Below are 23,808 nucleotides of genomic sequence, written 5' to 3'. Positions count from 1 at the left end.
GTTAATTGTTGATGGCTATTAGCTCAAAAAACTAACAGCTTGTATGAAAAAACTGCCCATCAGAATTGCTAACTTTATCGGCTGGGTCTGCTTTGGTATCGCTACAGTTTTTTTTATTGCTGCGATCGTACAATTTTGGACTGGTGCTGGTCTTTTCTCAAAGCTTTTTGGCAGTCTATTGATTTTGCTGGCGAGCTCACCCTTTTGTTGGATTTGGAGCATTACTCCAGCAGGTAAAGCTAGTCTGGGAGATGAAAAACAGAAAGAACAGCAAAACTTCAAACAAAAGAATGTGAGTAGAAGCGACAATGTGGCAATAACAATTCTGCTAGTTGGAATATTCGTTATCTTGGGGGGTGGCTATTTGGGGCGCTTAGTGATTGATACACGCAATCTGGCCGAAGAGGAACAACGTGCCATTGTAGGGAAACAACCACAACAGGATATTGTAGCCACCCCATACCAATCACGCCAGCCTAACAAACCCATTCCAACCATCTCAACCCCAACTGCTGCTCTACCTCCTCATCAAGTAATCCCTTCTTCACTAGGCAGTAAAGGCAATCGAATTCAAATAAATGTGGCTGATGCAAATCTTACCCAAACACAATGCCAGCTACTAGTCGATGCATATATCAATCGAGCACTGCCTAACGGTCAAGTTAGTGTTCATAAACCCAGTTCCAGTTTTCAAGGCAAATTGTTGCCTTGGTGTGTCAACAACCTTGATGGTAAAGGGACATTTTTTAATAATGACTTTTCCCAAAAGGTTAAGGTAATCGCACCAACAAGCTAAAGTCGTTATAAATTTCTTAAGCAATAAGCGTTGCATCGCACAGCGTTATTTGCAGGAAATTCGCGCAGCGCTCCTACAATCAATGGCTCATGCCAATCGCTCCAGGCAAATTAAAACGCCTTGACTCGTAGTGGCATACAAGCGATCGCCCCAAACTTTTAAAGCGGCGATCGCTCCTGCTTGCAGTTGGATAGATGTCTTGAGGTTGCCGTTCAGGTCGAGTTGCTCGATCTTACCCGTGTAATCCCCGACAAAAAACGAGTGCTGGTCTGCCGACAGCGTCAGTACGTAGGGCATTCCAGTACAGGTATAAATTGTTCTCATCCTTGTCTCGCCAGTTTGCGAATCTGCTGTTTTCTGCAATCCGTAAATGTTGCGATCGCTACAGCCAACAATTATTTCTGTTTGGGTCAAATCGCCACACAGGACGGGTGCGGCTAGCGGGTGCATCCGTTGCTCCTGACCGCTTTTGAGATTATAGGCACTCACCCCGCGAGAGTGTCCGAGATAAACGGTCTCCGGATCGCTACGCAGAAACCAGCTTTGCCAGTAGTCGGCTCGGTGCTGCTGCCACTGTAGCTCTAGATCGGTATTTAAGACCTGGAGGTGACCGTAGGCATCCGCGATCGACAAGGCATGAGGGGTTTGTTCGACTGCCAGGATTTGATATGCGTAACTGTAATTATTGGCCGATCGCATTGCATAAATGGCTTGGGGCAATTTAGCCGTCAGGTCGTAGAGATTGCCATCGTCGCAACTGACGTAGGGAGCGTCTTCGCATCCTGCCAAACAACGAGTCAGTTTGGGCAAGGCATATTGCTGGATCGGCTCGCCTTGATGATTAATTACCAAAACCTCTCCTTCCCTCGTGCAGAACCAACAGCCCTGCTCGCTCACCCACAAATCTAAAATGGGAATCGTCCAGCTCCCTTTGGGATTAGGAACTTTGTATTGCCAAACAATCTGGTTGGTACGCTTCTGTGTGGGAGGAGAACCGCGATCGGGATCGAGACTAAAGCCTGCAAATCTCGCAAAACTGCCTAACAGAGGCCATAAGGATTGAGATTCTGTCTGCTGGAAATAATTACTTAATTGATAATGGGCGCAGGATTCTATGGTGAAGAATGGCATGTCTGCCAGTTCGGGAAAGTCAGCCAGATTTATCAGGCGATCGGGATACTCAACCGAACCGTAATCGTAGGAAAAGGCACGGGCACTTTCTCCAGGCATAGCTGGGAATAAAAAGCCGTCTACAACTCCTGTTGTCGCGCTTTGGAGCAGAAAACGTCCCTTTCCATCCCGATGTAAATAGTATCGTTCTTCACTCATGAGTAGTTAACCTCAACCCAAACGTTTAATTTCACCGTAGGTGCGGTAATATCCTCCCTGTTTGGCTTCTTTTAAGGCTTCTACCCAATAGCGATCGCCCTCTCGACGGATATCTCGCGGAAATTGCACCATCCAGTCTTGACAATATCCCTCTGAAACAGCGCGTACCCGTAATTTTTGACCTTCTCGGAAACATTCCAAAACTACCCCCTGGGTTGGCTCAGACGCGATCTCTAAGGTCGTTGCTGTTTGGGTGGGAAGGCTGGCAGGATGGGTAACGCTCGCGGTCAGGGGTAAATTCCCATTCCGAGCGCTTTGCAGTGCCGTCGTACTGATATCCAGACAAGCCATTACACCTTGATTTGTCACAATGTAAAGCCGATCGTCAAACCACTGTATCGACAGGGCAGAACCACAGCCAGTCGAAACTTTCCAAAGCAACTGTCCTTGCTGGCTAAAACAGTAGATAAAAGCCGAACTATCCGAAGCATAGAGATACTGTCCCTGGCTGTCGGTAGTGCAGGCATAAACGGATGCACCGCAGGGATAGCTTTCCAGGAGCGTACCATCCGTACTAAAGCTTTGGATTTGCTTGCCACTGGTGGCAACATAGAGGTGATCGCCACTCTGGCAGCCAAACAGCACCTTGCCATGCGTCGGTTGGTGCCAGATTTGGCGACCGGTCGAGAAGTCGTACCCAGTCACTCCTTTACTGTGACCGTGATAGAACCCCTGAGCATCACAACACAACATCCAGCCCATTTTGCCACTGCTCAACCTCGTCCAAAGAATTTCTCCTTCGGGGTCGGTTTTGGTGATGCCGCCATTGGCATCGGAAACCCCCAGCATACCGTCATAAATCGCCAGCCAGAAAATATCGACACCCTTTTCTAATTCATAGGCAAGATAGGGAAATTTGCCCGTCAAGTCATAGACATTGCCATTGTCGCAGCCAGCATAGATCCAGATATCATCAGTGACGATACATTTAACCGCATCTGGGAGCTGATACTGCTGCAAGATTTGCCCCTGGCGATCGAGCTTGAAGACCTGGCCTTTTTCATTGCCCAACCAACAATGTTCTGATTCGACAGCTAAGCCGAAGGTGCTGGAGCCGGAATCAAATCGCCAGAGGATTGGCGCTCGCTCGGGTGAAATTGGCTCGGGGCTACTGACAGAAGGAAGGCGATCGCCTGACACAACAGGTAAGGCTGGTTGCGAATTGGGTGCTTCTGAGTGGGCTGGTGTAACTGCCTTAGCCACAGTTGACCGGATTTGGTAACCCTTGCGTTGCTTCTCGCGAATGCGTTTACGAGCCTCCGCTTGAGCTTGCTCAAAAGTAGGGTAAGTTTTTGTTTGGGTCGTGCCCTGGGTATGAACTCGGCCAAACCGGACAGTCAGAGTTTGTGCGGCTACAGATACTTCGTAAAACTTTTGGCTATTGCTGCCTGCATCAGAAAATTCTAAATAGGTTACTTCGCCAGTCATGGTTTATGGGTAGTGAGATCGTGCGTTGAGCCAATACAGCTTATGATTCCCGAAAATCATAGTTTATGAAGCACTGCTGGGAAGGTTATTTTCAGACCTGATTTTCGATCGCCAACCTCCTAAGTCGTGTAATCTAGGCTAACCACCAATGGCCAGTAGCTCAAAGCCTGTATGAGTGTAGAAGAGTCAAAACCTGTAGAAACAAAAAGTCCTCCCCCCTTACCTAAATCCCTGGCTGAGGAGGGCTTTTTGACTGTTGACATACCCGATGAAATTGCTGCCGATCGCCCAGAAAATGCAGCAGCCCAAAAGAAACCCGAGGCTTCCTCCCCAACCACAACTCTGGCCAGCACAAAAATCCTCAAGGTCAGATTGCAGGCGATCGATGGCAAGCTGATGCTACTCCTGCCAGACGAGCAGATCGTCAAAGCTGAAGATGGCTCCGAGCATAACGGTATTACCTGGTCGGATGTCCTGGAGCAGTTGCAACAATGCCTGAACGGTTCCGATCGCTTTTGGTCGCCCGGTACTTTAGTGTATTTACAGGGTGGCGATCGCCTGCTCGATGCCGGACAATTGCACGAGATCGCCACTGCCCTGCAAACGCAGCAACTGGTTTTGCACTGCGTCATTACTCTACGGCGGCAGACCGCGATCGCTGCCGCCACGATGGGTTTATCCGTAGAACAGGGTCGAGTTGCCAACGATCTAATCCAGGCCGCCAGTGCGATCGCGGAACCCTTGTATGTCAAAATGACTGTACGCTCCGGGACAGAGATCCGCCACCCAGGTAGCGCGATCGTGTTCGGCGACGTTAATGCTGGCGGCGAAGTGATTGCCGATGGTGATATTCTCGTATGGGGCAAGCTGAAAGGTGTAGCCCATGCCGGAGCCAATGGTAACAAGCAAGCCAGGATCCTGGCACTGCACCTGGAGGCAACCCAACTGCGGATTGGCGATCTGGTGGCTCGCGTCGAACCACCCAGCACTCAGTACCTGCCTGAAGTTGCCTATGTTAATATGTCTGGCACGCCTAGCATTTGTATCGTATCGGCGGCTGACTATTTTTCTTCTATGAGACATTCCCAATCATGAGTCGTATCATTGTTGTGACCTCCGGTAAGGGGGGAGTAGGCAAAACCACTTCTACCGCCAACCTGGGTATGGCTCTGGCTCGCATTGGTCGCAAGGTGGTTTTGGTCGATGCTGACTTTGGCTTGCGCAACCTCGACTTACTCCTGGGTTTAGAAAATCGCGTCGTCTATACAGCCTTGGAAGTAATTGCGCGAGAGTGCAAGCTGGATCAGGCACTGGTTAAGGATAAGCGACAGCCCAACCTTTCCCTCCTGGCGGCACCACAGACCCGTAACAAAACTGCGATTAACGCCAATCATATGAAGGCATTGGTTGAAGTTTTGAGTCGTTACTTTGACTACGTTCTAATCGATTGTCCGGCAGGGATTGAGACGGGATTTCAAAATGCGATCGCCGGTGCCAAGGAAGCAATTATCGTCACCACTCCAGAAATCTCCGCCGTGCGCGATGCCGACCGCGTCATCGGTCTGCTGGAAGCTAACCGCATCAAGGACATCAAACTAATCATCAATCGCCTGCGCCCGACAATGGTGAAAACCAACGACATGATGAGCGTTGAGGATGTACTGGAGGTTTTGTCGGTTAAACTTGTGGGAGTCATTCCAGAAGACGAGCAAGTAATTGTCTCGACAAATAAAGGCGAACCTTTAGTTCTGGCTGAGAAGGTGCCACTCGCAGGTTTGGCATATGAAAATACTGCACAGCGCTTGGACGGTCAGGCGGTAGATTTTATCGACTTCAATGCGATCGATGACTCGTTTATTAGTCGTCTAAAACGCTGGCTCAGTGGCAATTCCAAGTAAGGTCAATCATGATTACAGAGCTGCTCGAACGTCTTTTTGCTGGTCGCGCCCACGCTACAAGCCGTACCAAGGCCAAACAACGCCTCAAGTTTATTCTGGCGCACGATCGCGCTGCCATCTCACCCCAGATGTTCGAGCAGTTGCGCCGCGAAATTATGCAAGTGGTATCTAAATATGTCGAACTGGAAGAAGAAGATATCGAAATCAATCTGGAAAGCAATCGCGATCTGACGGCGGTAATTGCTAGCCTCCCCATTAAGGCGATCAAGCGCAATGACGAACCATTACCAGAAGCCCCAGAAGCGGATTTTGAGCTACCCGATCTAGAGCCGGATCGCGATCTCGAACTTAATAGTTCAGACACCCCCAAGTCCCCACCCGAATGAGAATAAATAGTTGGGTCATTGCCTTACTCGCATGGGGTTTGGCATTTAGAGGCGCGATCGCCTGCTTTTTGCAACCCGGCTTTGACGAAGCCTACTACTACGTCTACACGCTCCACCCCAGCTTGAGCTATTTCGACCATCCGCCATTGGTGGCTTTGACCACCGCCATTGGCATCTGGCTGACTGGCGGCGATGTGTCGCAATTTTCGATTCGCCTCGGTGGAGTATTGCTCTACACGGGTACGTTGTTTCTGTTCTACCTCACCAGTGCCAGATTATTTTCCCAGAAGACTGCAACTCTATCGCTGGCGATCGCTACCACCATTCCCTTTTTTCAAGTCGGCTTTGGCACGCTCACCTTACCCGATACTCCCTTGATGTTTTTCTGGTCGGCATGTTTGTGCCTCGCCGCCTATGAATTTTTCCCACCACCCACCACCTCAGATCCAGGCGATCGCGATTTTATCTATCGCCCCACCTATCGCATCGCTGGGATTGGTTTGCTGGTAGGACTTGCCTGCCTCGGTAAATACCACGGCTTTATTTTAGGTTTAGGTTTAGTTCTATTTTGCCTGGTTAGTCCCGCCCACCGCAAAGTGTTGCGGTCGCCCTGGACGCTGGCTGCGATCGCTCTATTTGCGATCGCGATCTCGCCCATACTGATCTGGAATTGGCAACACGACTGGGCATCATTTCGGTTCCAGTCAGTACGAGCCGTTCCCCAATCTGGCTATAACTTTGAGGGCTTACTAGTTACTTTCCTTGCCGCAGTAGGCTATCTCTTTCCCACCTTCGGTTTTCCAATCTGGTGGGTAAGCCTGCGATCGCTCGGGCGTATATTGAGCAACCTGAAATCTCAGATCTTGAGAAGCTCTCAAGCCCAGAAACAGATATTAATCCTATCCGTATCGCTCCCCATATTCCTAGGATTTACGCTGATGGGTGGATATCGCCAAATCCTTCCCAGTTGGCACATGCCCGGATTTTTTGGCGCGACTTTACTTTTGGGACAATGGGCGGCAAATATCCAAACCAAATATCCCCATCGCATCCGTAACTGGGTGTGGGGTTCTGGCATGACCATCGCGATCTTACTCAGTCTGGCACTGCTACATGTCACCAATGGCATCGTCCAGAAAGGTGGCGACTACGCCATTGCCGGGGGCTTCTGGCCAGCCAAAGACGATCCCTCCACCCAACTAATCGATATCCAGCAACTCCGTCAAGCTTTTAAAAATCAATCGTCACTTGCCACTGCGATCGCCAATACCGATTTTGTTTTCAGCAATAATTTCTTCCTCGCCGGACAGATTGCCATGGCGATCGCCCCCTTCCATAAACCACTCACCACATTCGACACCGACCTGCGCGGTTTTGCCTACTGGTCGTCCGCCTCAGATTGGGTGAGTAAGAATGCCCTATATGTAACCAGCGACTTGTTTAAATATAGCGATCGTAAAAACCTTGCCGAGCTAGCCGAGCTAGGTGCAAACGACCTCGTCCAAAAGCTATTGCCCAGACTAGTTGACGATAAAATCGAGGCACTGGAGATCTATAAAAACCTATTTCAAGCAGTTGAAAAAATCGGTGAAATGAATATCATACGTGGCGGTCAACCAGTGCAGGTCTTTCATATCTACAAATGCACCAAACTGCTTAAACCCTACCCACGACCTTATGGAATTTGATGCTTTCATTCTCCTTGCATTGGATATTTGCCAAGAGAACTCTGTAATTGAATATTCTAGTATTCAAGCTATTTTTTGACTGGCGATCGGGGAGAGGATACAGACTCCCCTGAAGGAGGGTTATCCTCAAAGATAGCGCCCCATTCTATTAAATCCTGCTTGAGTTCTTCAGAGATACCAACACTATTTGTAAAACGAGCATTCTTATCTTGCCATGCCACAAAGACAATTCCACCAACTACACCTAGTGCCATCACATACACTGGTGGATTTCCACCTGTCAGCAAGAGTAACCCGAACAGACCTGCTCCTACCTGGGCAGATTGCTTTACAAGGGAGAGCAACCCAGTTTTAGCCTCCTCATCCAGGCTTATTTCTCTACAGTTACTGAGAGTCATCTTCATTACCTCCCTCGTGCCTTTGCCGATCGCTTATCTCCGACCACTCTGTTAAGAAGCGTCTGACAATGCGCTTCGCTAAAACGATCCAGAGCAAAAAAATCTGCTGCTACGATTATAAAGCAGGCATAGAACACAGAACCTAGAGGATTTTCCTTAAGGCAAATATCAAAGCTCGTAAAACTCTTGCCAATAAAAAACTGCCCCACTAAATTTGGGACTTTTACCAGAACACCGAGCGCAATAGCATCTTGAACTGAAAGGTAGACTGTACGCCATAAATCCCCCATTAACCCCTTGCCCACCAAGTCAAGTGGTTCCCAGATATTTTGTAAAAGCGTTTCGGTGAGCCTACCTAATTTTGTTTGCTGTTGTCCTTTGGCAGGAGTTGGTAAGTTTGGTGGTGGGTCTTGTGGTGTCATTAATAAAGGCGATCGCGGCAAATACCGCTAAGTTGGCAAAAACATAGCATATTTACAAAATTGTAAGGCGAACAGCGAATTTTGTCTGAGTGCTAGGATAAAGTAATATAAGTCTGCTACAATCCTAAAAGTCAAAATTTTAGGGCGATTAGCTCAGTTGGTAGAGCGTCTCGTTTACACCGAGAATGTCGGGGGTTCGAGTCCCTCATCGCCCATCGGTTGGGGAACCTTTACTGGTAAGGCTTTTGGGAGTTCCAAGTAACTCTCGAAGGTCGTTTTTGCTGTCAATAAGCCAATGAAAATAGGCTGATAAGGGTTATTTGGGTTGTAAATTTACCCCGATTTTTACCCCGCTATGAAAGTCACGATAGAAAACCACAACGGCAGACTCAGACTGCGTTGGTTGTACCAGGGCAAGCGATACACCTTGTCAGCAGCGGTTAGCGATAATCCTACTGGCAGAGCATTAGCCCGTCAGAAAGCAGCACAGATCGAGTTAGATATCAGCGCTGGCTACTTCGATCCAAGTCTGCTGAAATATAAGCCCAAACTTCTAGGCAAGAATGCCACAGAGTTAACTGCACCTCAGCTATTCGATCGCTATGTCGAGGCAATCGCCCGTGATAAAAACCTGACTAATGGTTCGCTACGACGATATCAAGGCATTCAAGCCCATGTCAGGCAGCACCTAACTCTACCAGCAGTCACAGTAAGCGATCGCATAGCTGGTGACTTTGCTGCCTACCTAAAAGAGCATGTCAGCGATCGCACCGCTAAAGAGTACCTCTGGATGCTTAGGAGTTGCTGGGACTGGGCAAGGGGTAAATATCACATCGCTGATGAAAACCCCTGGATCGCTCCACTTGCTCGCATCAAGCCCCAACCTAAGCAGAAAGTCAGACCGTTCACCACTGCTGAAATCAAAGCGATCCTGGCTGCCTTTGAGGGCGATCGCTACTACAGTCACTACTACCCTTTCGTTCAGTTCCTGTTCGGGACGGGGTGCAGGTTAGGTGAAGCGATCGCCTTGCAATGGAAACACTTAGGTGCTGACTATCAGACTGCATGGATCGGTCAGAGCATCGCTGACGGTAAGCGCAAGTCCACCAAGACAGGTAAAGCCAGGACTATTCTGCTCAGTTCTAAGGTAAGTGAGATGCTGCGATCGCGTCATGAGGCATTACAACCAAAGCCTGATGACCTAGTGTTCCCATCACCTAAGGGGGGTTATATCGATAGCCATAACTTCAGAAATAGGGCGTGGAAGCACATTCTAGAACAGTGTCACATCGAGTATCGCAAACCTTACAGCACTAGACACACAGCTATCAGCCACGCCCTAGCCAATGGTGCTAACTATCTTCAGGTGGCTGAAGCGACAGGACACGATCCTAGGGTGCTGCATCAGAGCTATGCCAGTGCAATTGAACAACAGTCAGTATTTGTGGAGTTTTAGAAAGATGCAGATTAACTGGAATGACCCTAATTTGTTGTTGGGAGACGATCGCCATAAATGGGGTTTAGCTAAAGACCCTGCAAAAAAATGGGTGACTTCGCAATCGTTTAAGAGCCACTTCCGATCGATCAGTAAGGATGATGTCATCCAGCAACTATGGAGTTTCCCCCCTCAAGGCATAGAGTCGCCTATCGGTAAAGACCAACTAGATGTCACATCTGACCTTTACAAAAAACTAGGGCACGGGTTGGCTCACATAGAGATGCCTGACTCACCCGAGAAAGAGGAGTTACGCCGAAAGTTATACGGTACAGATGAAGGTGTTATCAAATTTTTTGTTGACTACTCGGTAGCTAAGCGCGAGTTTGCCCGTCAAATCTATAGCTACTCCGAACTCGCACAGAGAGCAGGGGGAGAAAATGAACTATGGTTTTGCATGGAATATGCTGAGTGCCTAGAGAAACTGTTTCCTATAGATGCGAAGCTAACACCCAAGGATGACGTTATTCACCCTATGATGACAGATTGGATTAGAGCGCAGAGAAAAAAACTCAAGTCCGCGCAGGATGGTGACCCTATCGTCTCTCTTACTTTGGACGATCTGATAAAGCCAGATAGGTTTAACTGGGATGCCTATATTGACAGTATGTCGCCACGTCCTCGCGTTAAAGAGCAACTAACCACTATAGTCAAGCGACTAAAAGAAGGGGTTATTGATTGGCGGTTCTTCATCGTTGAGTTGCTAGTAGAAGAGGCGATCGCACTGGTAGCTGATGCTGAGGGTGGTGATGGGCGCGGAAAAGACTTAGCATCACACATTCGTCAATTCCTAAATGCTATGGAGCACTTCAACAACATGACCAAACAATACGGTAGGTACACCTATGTAACACGGTTACCGCGCTCACGGGGCAAAGTTTAGTCAACACAAAAAATTTTCAATAGGGTTGGTAGCCTCGTCTCTTTAGAGCGGGGAGTAGTCAATTCTTCTCTCTACCAATGGAGAGAGCTAACCCTACAGGGCGACCTATTGTAAAGTTTTTGTAAAACTTTTCGCATTTTTCCCCGTTTACACATGGGGAGGTTTGGGGGGCTGAGATGATGGCTGTGTAATCTTAAAAGCCTTATTAGCTTCCCCAGCCAATATATGCCTATGAAGACTAAGAAAAACATTTACGCTCGCTGGAGGTTCGTCAGCACCAACACACTCCGATCGTACTTCGATCTAGGAAAGTCTCTTGAAGCTGAACTACGCAGAGAGTTACCCAGTCCGCTGTATTGGATTCAGCCCAATCGCAAAATCCTTTGGAACCTACCCCTGGTGCAGGACTACCTGCTGAATGGCAACAGTCCACAGCATCAACGTTTGGTCGAACAGTATTTATCAACCTTAGCAATGGAGAGAGCATCATGACTGATTCTCAGACGTTTATGATATTTAACGACTCTATAGATCTAGTTGCCCCTATAGACTCCACAAGGAGTGCCCCAGCTAGAATGATTTACCTGGCTAGAGCCGCACACAGAAACAGTAACAAACCTTCTAATCGATCGACTAAGCACACCGATCATGTTAGGGACTTTGAATATCTCCTACGTCAAACACAAGAGTACGCACGTTGCTATCGGTATCTGACTAAGAGGCGGCGCGAACTAATTCATACCAAGTGTACCAACGTGTTTCTAAAGACAATACCTGCTAGGTTCAACCCTAGATTTATTTTTTCTCAGCACCCCCATTTGCAGCACCATGTGAGTTTACTATGGTACTCACCCACGGACGGTTCGGATACTTCTGTAGCCTTCCCCTCAAGTGACCTGTATCGAATCTTTATGGAGGAGTGGGAAACAGGAGAGTTTGCTGCATTTGAGGAGAACGGTTGGGGTGTAGAAGAGTTGACCGACGGTGCTCTGGTAATATCGCTGCCCACCCCACAGATACAAAAAAACCAGAGAGTTCACCCCTGATTTAGAAAAATGTATAGCCCTAATAATAACACAATTATCAACACTTTTTCTAAAGGTGTTGCACCCCCCAGAGTGTCTACTGTTGCTACTTTAGAGCCTAACCTAGCCCCTAATCTGGAGTCTACCTTAGACCTTAGCAGTGGCACCACAACCACTGCTCCAGGGATCTCGCGTATAGCCCCTAGCTACAGCATTCCCTCAGAGTTCGTAGAGGTTGCAGGCGATCGCTTTACAGTCGTGGGTAAATTTATCCAACTGCTAGATCGCGATGTGGATGATGTACGTGATGCCCCCTCTAAACTGGTGGGTGGAAAACTGCTCGACCCATACCCAGAATTGCAAAAGAGTGCAGGGTTGCTATTCAAAGCGATCGCCTGCAAAGGTTACCCCGAACAGTGGTTTAAGCATAAAGACTGGGGGTACACCAATAAGGAAGATCTTTGGTGTCCTTCCACCCCCATCTATCTGGTGACAGATGGAGGTAGGTGTTACCCCCAAAGGATCGACCTTAAGGGTAGAGAGCGGAGCAAAAAAAACAAGTCTATAAACCCCGCTGCTATTGTTAACATCAACATCAAGAGAGATTGGCAGTGTGATTATCTGAAACCATTGGCTAAGGAGGAGGTTCAGTCACCCTCACCAAACCTAGAGGCGCTAGTGAAGACTAACCAACGGGGCTGGGGCATCTACGCGCACGTACACGGTATCGGTATAAATAAGTGCGTGACTTGGGAGGGAACTAAACACACACCGTCTGTGTTGATGTTTGAGTTTGACAACCTGGGTATGGACGATCAGGTAGCTTTCATTGACGGGTTAGACCTGAAACCTAACTGGCTAGTGGTCACTCGAAAGTCAATCCATGCCTACTATCTTGTAGATGGTATGGACTGGTCGATTAGAGAAAACCTGCAAAGGCGACTGGTAGCTTTTATGGAAGGTAGCGATAGTAGCATTTGCGATGCTGCCCGACTGATGCGCGTACCAGGTTTCGATCATGTAGCTTTCAATAGCGCTGAGAACACCTTCGAGATGACCCCTGTCAGGTTGTTTGTTCGCGATGAGACTCCTTGGGATTTAGCTGCAATAGAGGACTGGTTGCCACCTTTGCCAGATAGGAGCAGTCATAGTCATAAGATCGCACCTAAGGGTCTGACCCCTGCTAACAGTAGCTTTCAAACCAAAAAGTCACAAATCAGAGGTACCAAACAGAAGGAACCTATTAATCTGGATGACCTCTCTGATAACGTCCAGGTAGCGATGCGTACTACTTCGTATCACCTCAGAGATAAGGTCTTGTCAGCTATCCCCTACATTAAGGAGCGGGTAGCAGGTGAGAACACCTACCAGCAGTTCACTGAAAGCTATTGGGCTGTGAAGAATACCTACGGTGTTGAGACTGCTGATGAGTTGTTCGCTGTCAAGAGAGGCGATCTGAGTGATGCTGAGTGGGAGCGGATACGTGATGGCAACTACAACTTTACGATCGGGACGCTGTTTTACCATGCCAGAGCTAATGGGTGGTCGGGGGGTGACAAGATCGAGTTAGGTAAGCCCGATGCGCTATCTATGGATAGTACTATTCGTGAAATATTCCAACTGCTGAATGAAGGGGGTGAGGATGTCGAGCGCCTTTATTTGCAGGGTAACCGTCAGTATGGTTATACACCCGTGCGACTAAAACAACAGGAGTCGCACAATGACTCAGGCGATCGCTCCTATACCATTAGTCAGTTGCTCTCTCAGAAAGATTGGGCTGGAGCGGTTAACGAGCATTTTGTGTTTTACATCGTAACAGGAGGTTCAAAGAACAGCGCACCGACAGTTCACTACTATACATGCCCCACCGAACTAGCCGAACGCCTGCGCACTTTCAACAACCTCAGTATGTTGTGCGAGCTAAGAGGTATTTCACACATACCTGCAATCCGATCGGATGGTACCCTGTGCAACACCCCTGGATATGACCGTGACAGTAAGCTACTGTTGTTATTCGATCCTGCTGACTATGCAGATATACCTAAGTCACCAACTCAAGCTGATGCGGTCAATGCGATCGCCTGCATTAAGGAGTTGCTGGCTGAGTTCCCCTTTGTTAGCGACCTGGATGGGTCTTGCGCACTAAGCTTGCTGCTAACTGCCGTGACCAGAAAGTGCTATGCATTGGCACCTATGCACGTCATTAATGCAGCATCCCCTGGCACTGGTAAGTCAACTCTTGCCGCGATCGCAAGCAAACTGTTGTTAGGCGATCGCGCTTGTCCCAGTACGATCGCTTGGGATGCTAAGGAAGAGGAAATGGCTAAGAAGCTACTGGCAGTGTTAGGCAGCGGTGCGCAGGTAGTCAATCTGGACAACTGCAATAACGTGTCTCTGCGTGGTGCTGCACTGGAGAGCATATTGACCAGTGAGTTTTATTCAGGTCGCATTCTGGGTAGCACCGCGATGCTGACTGTGCCTAACTCTGCTCTGGGGATTGCCAATGGTAACCATGTAGGTGTGGTCAGCGATGCGATCAGGCGAACGATAGGTATTAATCTGGAGTCACCCTTTGAGAACCCTAGCGATCGCTCGTTCAGGCGCGAGATATTGCCCTATGTAACTAAGGAGCGTGTCAGGTTGGTAAGCGCACTGCTGACTGTGACTATGGCTTGTCTGCAATCTTCGCCTAACCAGCAAAGACCGTTACCCAGTTACGAGCAATGGGATCGTTATGTCAGACAGCCGTTGGTGTGGTTAGGTGAAGCAGATCCCGTTGACAGCCAGAAACTACTTAGAGAGGAAGACCCGAACCTTAATCGATTGGGTGACTTTCTGAGTCTGGTGCATAGTGTGCTAGGCGATCGTGAGTGGACTGCTACTGACTTGGCTAAGGTGGTGACCGATCAGTCTGGTGGCATAAATAGACCTCTTGCAGATTAGGTTGAGGTTGAGTTGCCAAAGAACCCCAAGATAGGAAAATATCAGGACATAGCAATAACGAAAAAGCGTCCTGATGATGAACTATATAATAGCGCAAACCCTACCTGCTGCACACTTTAAGCGTCGATTTGGTATCGAGACTAATACGTTCAAAGCAATTGTGAAAGTGCTTAAACCAGAGTGGCGAGCAACGCCAACACCTGGAGCCAAGCCTAAACTCGGACTAGAAGACCGCATATTGGTTGCCTTCGAGTATTGGCGGGAATATCGCACCTACTTTCACATCGCCACTAGTTGGGGCATCAGCGAGTCTACAGTTTGTCGAATAGTGCATTGGGTAGAGGAGACTTTAATCCGCTCACGTCGCTTTCGACTACCTGGGAAGCGCCAGTTGGTGCGGGGCTTTGGGATACCTACAGTCGCGATCGTTGATGTGACTGAAACTCGCATTGAGCGTCCTAAGCGGCACCAACGTGCCTTTTATAGCGGCAAACAGAAAGGGCACACGCTCAAATGTCAACTCATAATTGACGCTCTTACTGGGCAGATTATCTGTACGTTTTTCGGCAAGGGGCGACGGCATGATTTCAAGCTGTTCAAAGCTTCTGGCATCCATTTCCATCCTCAAACCGAGAGTTTGCAGGACAAGGGTTATCAAGGCATCCAGAAACTGCATCTCTACTGCCGCTTACCCCACAAGAAACCGAAAGGTGGTCAGCTTACGCCTGAGCAGAAAGCGTTCAACCGCCAACTTGCGCGCCAACGGGTTGGCATTGAGCATGTTAATCGCCGCTTGAAGATCTTCCGCATCTTATCTGGACGCTATCGCAATCGTCGTCACCGCTTTGGTTTGCGTTGCAATCTAATTGCTGGTCTCTACAATTTTGAACGCTCTCAAGGCTCCTCAGTTGGCTAATTTGCAAGAGGTCTAATGTGCGTCCTGAAATAGTGCAGTTGCAAGACCACTTGCAGGAGCATTATGGGACTGGTCTTTGGGGTATGGACACAAAAAAGCTGGGGTATTGGCTCAGACTTCAGGTTGGTGTCAGAACTAGGGGCTATCGGCTTGATAAGGGTAGCAAGAGTAAGCTAGGTGTCATGTGGCAAGTGCGAAAGTTGCAGGCTAACTAGGGGGTAGGCGATCGCTTAGGCGACTGTTGGGGTGGTCTAGCGATCGCTTGCTGGGGGTATATGCGGTGGTGAACATGCCATCGCCTTTTTTTTTTTGGCTATGCGATCGCCCCCTCATCCAAAAGTACTAAACAAAAATCGTGTAGACCCAACATGCGAAACTCATCAACGAACTGACATCCGTAAAGTTTTAAGCCTTTCCCTGTGGTAGCGATCGATGCCACTACACCGATCTCTCCCCCGTAATCGACACACGATCCTAATCCAGGATCGTGAACGTGATGGGCACCAATTTTCTCATAGCCAAATTTAGCAGCATCTTCACAAATGGAGACAAGGGATTTTACTAAATCAGACGGTAGCGAGACTAGCTTGTCAAAGTTAGTGGGTGAGGTAGTCATTTGTTTTTCTCTATTGCTTACATTTAATGAATCATGCCCAAAAAACTGACGATGGTGACTATCAACTACATACAGATGTGCTGACGATCCCTGACTTGCTGACTGATGATGTGGGTGGGTCATGCTGATTGGTGACGATGGTGACGATAAATTGGAGTGCAAAAATTAGGTGACGATGGTGACGATGATTTACCATGCAATTTGTAACAATTAGATACATTTCTGACTGAATGGTTGGTCGGGTAACGATGGTGACGATGTTTTGGTTGGTAAATAGTTGGTAGATTAAAAATCGATGTAACCTTTGCTGCGAGAGACTTATAGGATTCGCTGGTGACGATGGGTGACGATACCCAAATTCATCGTCACCGCTAGAATCCTTACTGTGAGGGGCTTTCAGAGGTCGGGTGACGATGGTGACGATGTTTTGAAATCTTTATAGCCAGAGAGGTAAAGCGATCATATATATAGGGGGTATATAGGGGTATATATATAAAGGACTTCAATTCATCGTCACCATCGTCACCCGCACCTCGAAAACCTTACTCAGCATAGCTTTGAGGTGGTGACGATGAATTTGGGTATCGTCACCCATCGTCACCCATCGTCACCAGCAAACTCTACACACCAGTCAGAAAAAGAGTTTGAGACACCTTGCGCATACCAATTTAGTTGGATGCTGTAATCACCCACGAGTAGCAGTGGTTGACTAGCATCTTGTAGTGCGTTGTAGTACGCTGTAGTGCATCAATAAGGTCACCACGTTGCAACTAAGCAATCAGTTAGCGCAGTAGCTAAGGCAGCGATCGCTCTATTGATCGCCCAACAGTCAGCTAAGGTCAACAACATCATCCGTCAGCTAAGCAGTAACACCCTGTTTGAATTTGTACGATTTGTAGTGCGGTGAAAACGACACTAACCTTGCTGGGGTATGATAGGGTAGCCCTTACCTTGCCCATCATCGCCTGTTTGAAAATTGTACGATTTTGAGCGCTGTAACCTATTCGCTACACACATTGACTGCCCCATGTCAGCACTGCACCTCGTGTTCAGTAGCTGCGGTCAGCATTAGCAACTTAACCGCCAACGTCTATAAGTAGAGCTTATATATACCCCTCAAAACTATAGACAACAATCATCAGTCAGTGGTTGACCAACCCCCAGCCTATGGGTCATCATTAACGGTATACGGCAAACTATATAGTCAATCTGTGAGCAACCCTAACCCTAGACCTGAAAATCGTCATCCCTGGCAGCGATGCGATGACAGCACACAACCTCTAGCTGAAACACAAGTACAGGTCAGACTATTCCGAGACATTGACGCTTTAGTGCGATCGCTACCCAACCGATCGGCATGGTTACGACGGGTCATCACCGAGGCAGCACAACGAGAGTTAATGGGAGGTAGTCAACAATGACGGTCGAACGCTGGACAGATGAGACGCTAGATCGGTTTGCTGCTACGGTGGCAACTGCGATCGCTGCTAATCATGAAGCAATACGCGAAGCTACCGCTGCCAGTAACGATCGCTTAACTCGCATCGAACAAATCCAGGAAAGCAACGCTAGGGCGATCGCCGCTAATAGTGAAGCAATAACCCGCATTGACGAACGGTTGGAGCATTTCATTAGTAGCGGTAACGAACAGATGGACGATCTAAGAGCAGTAACCCAGGCAATCGGTCGCGATGTCGCTCAGCTAGTTTCAACTCAACAGCAGTCATCGTCACAGTTGAATCAAGCCATGATTCGTTTAGCCGATACCCAGGAGGGGATAGCAAGGCTACTTGCCAACTTAGACGAAGACCGTCCCACTATCCTCAGAAAACTCAATGCAATTGAGAACAAAGTAGATCGCCTGTTAGCACACCAGTGAATGGTGATTGACATCTCACTGTCACCCCGATATTCACCCCGCTACTTTATTGAAAATGCCTAAAAGCCTTGCCTACCAAGAACTCCAGCCAATGATGACCTCTCGTTTACACCGAGAATGTCGGGGGTTCGAGTCCCTCATCGCCCATCGGTTGGGGAACCGCTACTGGTAAGGCTTTTGGGAGTTCCAAAGAACTCTTGAAGGTCGTTTTTGTTGTCAATAAGCCAACGAAAATAGGCTGTTAGGGGTTGTTTGGGTTAGTAAATTCACCCAGAAATACACCCAGAAAAAATGACAGTTTGGATAGAGAGTAATGACGATCGCTTGAGGCTCAGATGGCACTATCAAGGTAAGCGATACGGTTTGAGTTTAGGCGTTGATGATAATGCCACAGGTAGGGCAGTAGCCAAGCAGAAAGCAGCAACTATCGAGGTTGATATCGCTGCTGGCTACTTCGATTCAACGCTAATGAAATACAGCCCAAAAACAATAGGTAAGAGTGCCATTGAGGTTAACGTACCGGATTTATTCGATCGCTATGTCGAGGCGATCGCAAAAGAGAAAAACCTGACTAATAGACCTCTTGCAGATTAGGTTGAGGTTGAGTTGCCAAAGAACCCCAAGATAGGAAAATATCAGGACATAGCAATAACGAAAAAGCGTCCTGATGATGAACTATATAATAGCGCAAACCCTACCTGCTGCACACTTTAAGCGTCGATTTGGTATCGAGACTAATACGTTCAAAGCAATTGTGAAAGTGCTTAAACCAGAGTGGCGAGCAACGCCAACACCTGGAGCCAAGCCTAAACTCGGACTAGAAGACCGCATATTGGTTGCCTTCGAGTATTGGCGGGAATATCGCACCTACTTTCACATCGCCACTAGTTGGGGCATCAGCGAGTCTACAGTTTGTCGAATAGTGCATTGGGTAGAGGAGACTTTAATCCGCTCACGTCGCTTTCGACTACCTGGGAAGCGCCAGTTGGTGCGGGGCTTTGGGATACCTACAGTCGCGATCGTTGATGTGACTGAAACTCGCATTGAGCGTCCTAAGCGGCACCAACGTGCCTTTTATAGCGGCAAACAGAAAGGGCACACGCTCAAATGTCAACTCATAATTGACGCTCTTACTGGGCAGATTATCTGTACGTTTTTCGGCAAGGGGCGACGGCATGATTTCAAGCTGTTCAAAGCTTCTGGCATCCATTTCCATCCTCAAACCGAGAGTTTGCAGGACAAGGGTTATCAAGGCATCCAGAAACTGCATCTCTACTGCCGCTTACCCCACAAGAAACCGAAAGGTGGTCAGCTTACGCCTGAGCAGAAAGCGTTCAACCGCCAACTTGCGCGCCAACGGGTTGGCATTGAGCATGTTAATCGCCGCTTGAAGATCTTCCGCATCTTATCTGGACGCTATCGCAATCGTCGTCACCGCTTTGGTTTGCGTTGCAATCTAATTGCTGGTCTCTACAATTTTGAACGCTCTCAAGGCTCCTCAGTTGGCTAATTTGCAAGAGGTCTATTGACGAGCTAGCAGGGTTTCTTAAGAGTATGGATGCTTACAGAAATGGGAAAGGAAGCGATCGGCAACGTTGGCTTAGTTCCTACAGTGGCAGCGCAATCAAGGTCAATCGGAAATCCTCAGAACCTATCTACCTTCACCGCACCTCAATCAGCCTTTTAGGTGGTATCCAGCCATCGGTTCTTGAAAAGCAGGTTCTAGACGATGCCACGTCAGAGGATGGACTATGGGCGCGTTTTATCTGGGTTAGACTACCTATAACTACTCCCCCTGGTATCTCCGAGCGAACCCACGTCGATCTGTCTCCACTTCTAAAGGCTTTGTATCTCGGCCTTAATCAGCACCCAGCGCAGACTTATAGATTATCTCGTGAGGCGATCGCTTTCTGGAACCAGTGGAACAGCGAGATAGGCGATTTTATCAAGCAAGAACCCTCAGGAATTCTGAGGGCAGCTTATCCAAAGCTAAAAGAAGTTGCAGCACGGATTGCCCTGATTACACACATTGCCAACGCAAAGTTAGCTGGCGTATACCCAGAAACAACTATTCCAGGGGATACCCTATTTCAGGCGATCCAGTTCACCCGCTGGTTATTGGGTCAGACTAAGATGCTGTATTGCGAGATCGGTACGTCTGATAGCCCCGAAGCATCGAGGATCGTCCGATTCGTGAATCGGTTTAAAGGGTGTGGGTGGCTGAGATCGAGGCAAATCAGAGATTGGTGGACGACTAAACCCAAACCAAGTTCCAACTTATGCCGTCAGTTTATGTCCAAAGTGGTGTCTCTCGGTTACGCAATTAATAATGGTTAACCCGAAGATAGTACCAACTATCAAATTCAAATTAATCATGAAAGTAGTCACAATAGTCCAAAAACGCTAGAAACTAATCTGGGCAAAGCATTAAGCATGGACTATCCGGTAGTCCAAGATGTAGTCCAAAGCAGTTCAAATGGTCATAACTCGTTTGCACCAGAGCAAATTTTGGACTACGTGGAACGCATGGACTATCCAACGGACTACCCAGTAGTCCAAGACGAAATACAGGAGGGAAAAGAGATCCAAGGGCTTTGGACTACAAGGACTACTTCTTTAAAGGAAAAAATTCCTGATTTGAAATCTGAGGGGGTTAGCCTTAACGAACCAAAACGGCCTGACTCGGAGGCTATCGAAGATGCTGAAGAGTTCTAAGCCTCCAGTGGGTGCGATCGCCTTCGGAAAGTCTGGCGTTGGTTGCACTGTTGCCCAGAACGAGGGCGATCGGGTAGTGTTGCAGACACCCAGTGGATTAAAACGGGTGCCCATAGCCGCGATTACTCGCTGGAAGATGCCAACCCAAAAGCTAAAGCCAGGCGATCGCGTTCGATACATTGGCAAGAGATTTGCCGTGCAGTACGGTGGTGTACCGATGATTTTTCGTTGCTGGCATCACGATGGGCTAGGAAATGCAGCCCTACCTGATGGCAACATTACGACCTGGCTTTATGCCGAAGAATTGGAGCGCTGGGAGGATGGCGATCTATGACAGAAGTAAAATTGAGACCTTACCAGCGATCGCTCGTAGAAAAAGTATTTAGAGCTTGGCAATCGGGTAATAGACGGGTACTGATGCAATTACCCACAGGCGGTGGTAAGTCCGTAATCCTGAGCGCGATCGCACGCGAGTTGCAGCATGAGGGTGTCGTGGCGATCGCCCATCGTGAGGAGTTAGTCGTGCAACTGAACGAACACCTACAGCGGTGGTGCGATCGCCCCGTAGGTATTATCAAAGCCGGTTACCCATCTAACCCTCTATTCCCGATTCAGGTTGCTAGTATCCAGAGCCTGGTCAGACGAGAGTTGCCTAAAGCTGGCTTAGCAATAATTGATGAAGCACACCACAGCACGGCAGATACCTATCGCAAAGTCTTAGATAACTACCCCGAATCAAAAATTCTGGGGGTCACCGCTACGCCTATTCGCACTGATGGGAGCGGCTTTGACGGTCTTTTCGACCACATGGTAACTGGTATTTCCGTCAAAGAGTTAATTGCTGACGGGCATCTCTGCCCGTTCAAGCTCTATGCCGATGCCAACCCAATCGATACCAGGGGCGTGCGCACGGTTGGCGGCGACTACAATCAAAAACAATTGGCTAATGCTGTCGATGCGGCATTACTCAGTGGCAACCTGATCGCCTCATACCGCAAGTATGCCGATCGAAAGCGCTGTGTAGTTTTCGCGATAAATGTGAATCACTCAAAGGAGATTTGCGATCGTTATTCCTCCGAAGAAATATCCGCAGAGCATCTAGATGGCACTACTCCTAGTGACGAGCGCAGGGCAATCTTAGATCGTTTCCGTAGTGGTGAGACTCTGGTGCTGACCAATTGCGGCATCGTCAGCGAAGGCTTCGATCTACCTGCGATCGCGTGCGTTCAGATTGCCCGACCGACTAAATCCTTAGCGCTGTGGTTGCAGATGGTGGGACGTGTTTTGAGACCCTCTCATGACAAAGAGTACGCGACAATTCTCGACCATACGAACAATTGGGGTATTCACGGTCTACCGGATGCCAATCGCACGTGGACGCTAGAGGGCGTAGATCCCAATACCCAGTGCAAAAGGCTGAAGCGATCGCCTGATGGGGAGATAATCGAGTCTGAGGAAGTGGCGATCGCTGAGGCTGACTGTGAGCTTACGGAGATATCAGAGGATGAGGCGCGACTGGCGGACGAGTTGGAGGTACTCGATAGATTACTGGAAGTGGCGAAGAGGTACGATTACAAGCTGGGTTGGGTCGCGCATAAGTTTTTGGAGATCGATCCGAGTCTCGAAGCATTACGGGCTTGTGCGATCGCTTGTGGCTACAAGCCTGGTTGGGTCTGGTTAAAATTCTCGGAACTCAAACTCAGAAAGAGGGAAGCGGCATGAATTTCCTTTTTCAAGGCGCGATCGCCCCTAATTGCTAATATGGCTTGAAATGAGGAAAGTTTTATGAGTTGCCCCCCCGAAATTAGTCGAATAAATGGAGCTAGGTCTCGCGGGGCAATTACCAAAAGAGGTAAGGCGATCGCTTCTCGCAATGCCACAAAACATGGGCTGTTGGCTCAACAGCCTCCGATCTTGGCGAGTGAGGATTTAGAGACATTTCAGGGGATTGTGCAAGGCTTGATCGACCAATACAATCCCCAAACACCTGTCGAACATCTGTTAGTCCAACAAATCGCAATGGGTTGGCAAAGACTGCATCGACTTTGGGGCGTAGAGGCAGCGATCGCAAATCTGGAGATGATTCGACTGGAGAAGGTACATCGGTTCCCCATGCTGTCGCCGGAGGTATTTGAGGGGTCAGGTTATCCGTCAGCCATCTTAGCACTGATGCTCCTTGCATTGAGGCGGTTGTCAACTGCCCTTGACGAGCGAATTAAGTGGCAGATCCCAAAACAAGTTACAAGGCATTGGTGCCAGTCTGAGACCGCTGTTGAATTAGTTTGTGAATTCTGGAGTTTAGACTAAAAGGCAACAAGAAGCATCTCGCTAGATAGAAACTAGCGAGAGAGAGGATAAAAGGGAAGAAGTTGAGCTAAGCAGTTGCAGCGGAAGCTTTTTTGAGGGGCTTGGCATAGCGTTTTTTGACAGTAGGATAACGAATCCGTTGGGTTCGTTTTTTCCCAAGAGGCCAACCTGGAGACTTACCGCGAGGTTTAGGGTCAGGGGAAGGAGAGCCAATCCTGACCAAAACTAAAGCAAAAGCATTTGCAACTCGACCAGGAGACAATTTAGTCATCGGTTTCTGCCAAGGCAGAGGAGAGTCTTGGACAAGTTCACGAGCGAGCCACAATTGCCAAGTAAGTAAAGGCATCAAGTCCGACCAAGTCTCCATCTGAGCAGGGGTAGAAAGCTGAGGGATTGTCCAATGGAGACGTTGACGCACCAAGCGATACCAATGCTCAATGGCAAATCTGCGCAGATATTTTTGCCATACCTCACTCAAGATTGGCTCGTCTTTAGCGACCCAAATCAACCACAGGGGTTTCGATTCAGGCATATCAAGACGTTCGACCAGAATGAGTGTAAAGGGATGGTCTGCGGCTTGCTTTAAGTGCAGGTTTGGCCATCGACGAATTTGCAATCGTCCCA

At 48.5% G+C, this 23,808-nt stretch carries 26 protein-coding genes, 1 tRNA gene and 1 pseudogene; 22 read left to right on the top strand and 6 right to left on the bottom strand.

Annotation, left to right across the window (positions count from 1 at the left end; translation table 11 throughout):
* The first annotated feature begins 43 nt into the window (after positions 1-43).
* Positions 44-796 carry a hypothetical protein gene (locus PSE6802_RS0101975; protein ID WP_019498393.1) on the top strand — a complete coding sequence of 251 codons (753 nt, stop codon included), beginning with the start codon at positions 44-46 and terminating at the stop codon, positions 794-796.
* An 87-nt stretch (positions 797-883) separates the two neighbouring features.
* Here the strand turns inward: PSE6802_RS0101975 and PSE6802_RS0101970 are convergent, their stop codons facing one another.
* Together PSE6802_RS0101970 and PSE6802_RS0101965 are read right to left on the bottom strand one after the other, a co-directional pair.
* Entirely contained in the window at positions 884-2,125 is a 1,242-nt protein-coding gene (locus PSE6802_RS0101970) for a hypothetical protein (protein WP_019498392.1), read from the bottom strand.
* Positions 2,126-2,137: 12 nt separating this feature from the next.
* Positions 2,138-3,613, bottom strand: a complete 1,476-nt coding sequence (locus PSE6802_RS0101965; protein ID WP_019498391.1) for a WGR domain-containing protein — start codon at positions 3,611-3,613, stop codon at positions 2,138-2,140.
* A gap of 171 nt (positions 3,614-3,784) precedes the next feature.
* Between PSE6802_RS0101965 and minC the strand changes: the two genes are divergently transcribed.
* Genes minC through PSE6802_RS0101945 form a run of 4 tightly spaced genes read left to right on the top strand, consistent with a single transcriptional unit; the run spans position 3,785 to position 7,585 of the window.
* Positions 3,785-4,708, top strand: a complete 924-nt coding sequence (minC, locus tag PSE6802_RS0101960; RefSeq protein ID WP_019498390.1) for a septum site-determining protein MinC — start codon at positions 3,785-3,787, stop codon at positions 4,706-4,708.
* Positions 4,705-5,511: a septum site-determining protein MinD gene (gene minD, locus PSE6802_RS0101955; protein ID WP_019498389.1), complete on the top strand. Its 807-nt coding sequence runs from the start codon at positions 4,705-4,707 to the stop codon at positions 5,509-5,511. The genes minC and minD overlap by 4 nt, the downstream gene beginning before the upstream one ends.
* Positions 5,512-5,519: 8 nt before the next feature.
* Positions 5,520-5,897, top strand: coding sequence for a cell division topological specificity factor MinE (gene minE / locus PSE6802_RS27430; RefSeq protein WP_019498388.1), 378 nt, complete (start codon positions 5,520-5,522; stop codon positions 5,895-5,897).
* The gene (locus tag PSE6802_RS0101945; RefSeq protein WP_019498387.1) at positions 5,894-7,585 is read left to right on the top strand and encodes an ArnT family glycosyltransferase; all 1,692 of its coding nucleotides are present in this window, start codon (positions 5,894-5,896) and stop codon (positions 7,583-7,585) included. Before minE ends, PSE6802_RS0101945 begins: the two co-directional genes overlap by 4 nt.
* Before the next feature lie 68 nt (positions 7,586-7,653).
* Here PSE6802_RS0101945 and PSE6802_RS0101940 read toward each other — a convergent pair whose 3' ends face one another.
* Positions 7,654-7,983, bottom strand: coding sequence for a hypothetical protein (locus PSE6802_RS0101940; RefSeq protein WP_026102989.1), 330 nt, complete (start codon positions 7,981-7,983; stop codon positions 7,654-7,656).
* Positions 7,984-7,988: 5 nt separating this feature from the next.
* Positions 7,989-8,405 (bottom strand): hypothetical protein, encoded by a 417-nt coding sequence (locus PSE6802_RS27425; protein WP_019498385.1) that lies wholly within the window; start codon positions 8,403-8,405, stop codon positions 7,989-7,991.
* A 142-nt stretch (positions 8,406-8,547) separates the two neighbouring features.
* Here PSE6802_RS27425 and PSE6802_RS0101930 point away from each other — a divergent pair.
* From PSE6802_RS0101930 to PSE6802_RS0101895, 8 genes are all read left to right on the top strand, one after another.
* Positions 8,548-8,620: transfer RNA gene (locus tag PSE6802_RS0101930), tRNA-Val, on the top strand.
* Positions 8,621-8,760: 140 nt separating this feature from the next.
* Positions 8,761-9,861 carry a tyrosine-type recombinase/integrase gene (locus PSE6802_RS0101925; RefSeq protein WP_019498384.1) on the top strand — a complete coding sequence of 367 codons (1,101 nt, stop codon included), beginning with the start codon at positions 8,761-8,763 and terminating at the stop codon, positions 9,859-9,861.
* Positions 9,818-10,783, top strand: a complete 966-nt coding sequence (locus PSE6802_RS0101920; protein ID WP_156815374.1) for a hypothetical protein — start codon at positions 9,818-9,820, stop codon at positions 10,781-10,783. The genes PSE6802_RS0101925 and PSE6802_RS0101920 overlap by 44 nt, the downstream gene beginning before the upstream one ends.
* A 231-nt stretch (positions 10,784-11,014) precedes the next feature.
* Complete coding sequence (locus PSE6802_RS0101915; protein WP_019498382.1) at positions 11,015-11,275, top strand: hypothetical protein; 261 nt, start codon at positions 11,015-11,017, stop codon at positions 11,273-11,275.
* A gap of 419 nt (positions 11,276-11,694) precedes the next feature.
* Complete coding sequence (locus PSE6802_RS35165) at positions 11,695-11,829, top strand: hypothetical protein (protein WP_263970279.1); 135 nt, start codon at positions 11,695-11,697, stop codon at positions 11,827-11,829.
* A gap of 72 nt (positions 11,830-11,901) precedes the next feature.
* Positions 11,902-14,751: a hypothetical protein gene (locus PSE6802_RS0101905; protein ID WP_156815372.1), complete on the top strand. Its 2,850-nt coding sequence runs from the start codon at positions 11,902-11,904 to the stop codon at positions 14,749-14,751.
* A 76-nt stretch (positions 14,752-14,827) separates the two neighbouring features.
* Positions 14,828-15,667 carry an IS5 family transposase gene (locus PSE6802_RS0101900; protein ID WP_019498088.1) on the top strand — a complete coding sequence of 280 codons (840 nt, stop codon included), beginning with the start codon at positions 14,828-14,830 and terminating at the stop codon, positions 15,665-15,667.
* 17 nt (positions 15,668-15,684) lie between these two features.
* Complete coding sequence (locus PSE6802_RS0101895) at positions 15,685-15,882, top strand: hypothetical protein (RefSeq protein WP_019498379.1); 198 nt, start codon at positions 15,685-15,687, stop codon at positions 15,880-15,882.
* A 98-nt stretch (positions 15,883-15,980) separates the two neighbouring features.
* On the opposite strand, the gene PSE6802_RS0101890 is transcribed toward PSE6802_RS0101895, so the two are convergent.
* On the bottom strand, positions 15,981-16,283 hold the full coding sequence (locus PSE6802_RS0101890; RefSeq protein WP_019498378.1) for a hypothetical protein: 303 nt from the start codon (positions 16,281-16,283) through the stop codon (positions 15,981-15,983).
* Between the two features lie 1,211 nt (positions 16,284-17,494).
* Between PSE6802_RS0101890 and PSE6802_RS31670 the strand changes: the two genes are divergently transcribed.
* From PSE6802_RS31670 to PSE6802_RS30680, 9 genes are all read left to right on the top strand, one after another.
* The gene (locus tag PSE6802_RS31670) at positions 17,495-17,704 is read left to right on the top strand and encodes a hypothetical protein (protein WP_071592250.1); all 210 of its coding nucleotides are present in this window, start codon (positions 17,495-17,497) and stop codon (positions 17,702-17,704) included.
* Positions 17,701-18,162, top strand: a complete 462-nt coding sequence (locus PSE6802_RS27420; RefSeq protein ID WP_019498377.1) for a hypothetical protein — start codon at positions 17,701-17,703, stop codon at positions 18,160-18,162. The genes PSE6802_RS31670 and PSE6802_RS27420 overlap by 4 nt, the downstream gene beginning before the upstream one ends.
* A gap of 291 nt (positions 18,163-18,453) precedes the next feature.
* Positions 18,454-18,756, top strand: a complete 303-nt coding sequence (locus tag PSE6802_RS27415) for an Arm DNA-binding domain-containing protein (RefSeq protein WP_019498376.1) — start codon at positions 18,454-18,456, stop codon at positions 18,754-18,756.
* A gap of 76 nt (positions 18,757-18,832) precedes the next feature.
* Positions 18,833-19,672 (top strand): IS5 family transposase, encoded by an 840-nt coding sequence (locus PSE6802_RS0101875; RefSeq protein WP_019498088.1) that lies wholly within the window; start codon positions 18,833-18,835, stop codon positions 19,670-19,672.
* A gap of 44 nt (positions 19,673-19,716) precedes the next feature.
* A complete protein-coding gene (locus tag PSE6802_RS0101870; protein WP_019498375.1) occupies positions 19,717-20,499 on the top strand; it encodes a DUF3987 domain-containing protein in 783 nt (260 codons plus the stop codon).
* A 96-nt stretch (positions 20,500-20,595) separates the two neighbouring features.
* Positions 20,596-20,877, top strand: coding sequence for a hypothetical protein (locus PSE6802_RS0101865; protein WP_019498374.1), 282 nt, complete (start codon positions 20,596-20,598; stop codon positions 20,875-20,877).
* Positions 20,861-21,211 (top strand): hypothetical protein, encoded by a 351-nt coding sequence (locus PSE6802_RS0101860; protein ID WP_019498373.1) that lies wholly within the window; start codon positions 20,861-20,863, stop codon positions 21,209-21,211. The genes PSE6802_RS0101865 and PSE6802_RS0101860 overlap by 17 nt, the downstream gene beginning before the upstream one ends.
* A complete protein-coding gene (locus PSE6802_RS27410; RefSeq protein WP_019498372.1) occupies positions 21,208-22,599 on the top strand; it encodes a DEAD/DEAH box helicase in 1,392 nt (463 codons plus the stop codon). The genes PSE6802_RS0101860 and PSE6802_RS27410 overlap by 4 nt, the downstream gene beginning before the upstream one ends.
* A 63-nt stretch (positions 22,600-22,662) precedes the next feature.
* Positions 22,663-23,184 (top strand): hypothetical protein, encoded by a 522-nt coding sequence (locus tag PSE6802_RS30680; protein WP_019498371.1) that lies wholly within the window; start codon positions 22,663-22,665, stop codon positions 23,182-23,184.
* 67 nt (positions 23,185-23,251) lie between these two features.
* Here the strand turns inward: PSE6802_RS30680 and PSE6802_RS27400 are convergent.
* Positions 23,252-23,808 (bottom strand): annotated as a pseudogene (locus tag PSE6802_RS27400) (NF041680 family putative transposase); the annotation flags it as partial.

This window comes from Pseudanabaena sp. PCC 6802, from assembly GCF_000332175.1.
Classification (GTDB): domain Bacteria; phylum Cyanobacteriota; class Cyanobacteriia; order Pseudanabaenales; family Pseudanabaenaceae; genus PCC-6802.
Note: the sequence above shows the minus strand (reverse complement) of the source record. Positions and strands in the feature narration are given on the sequence as shown.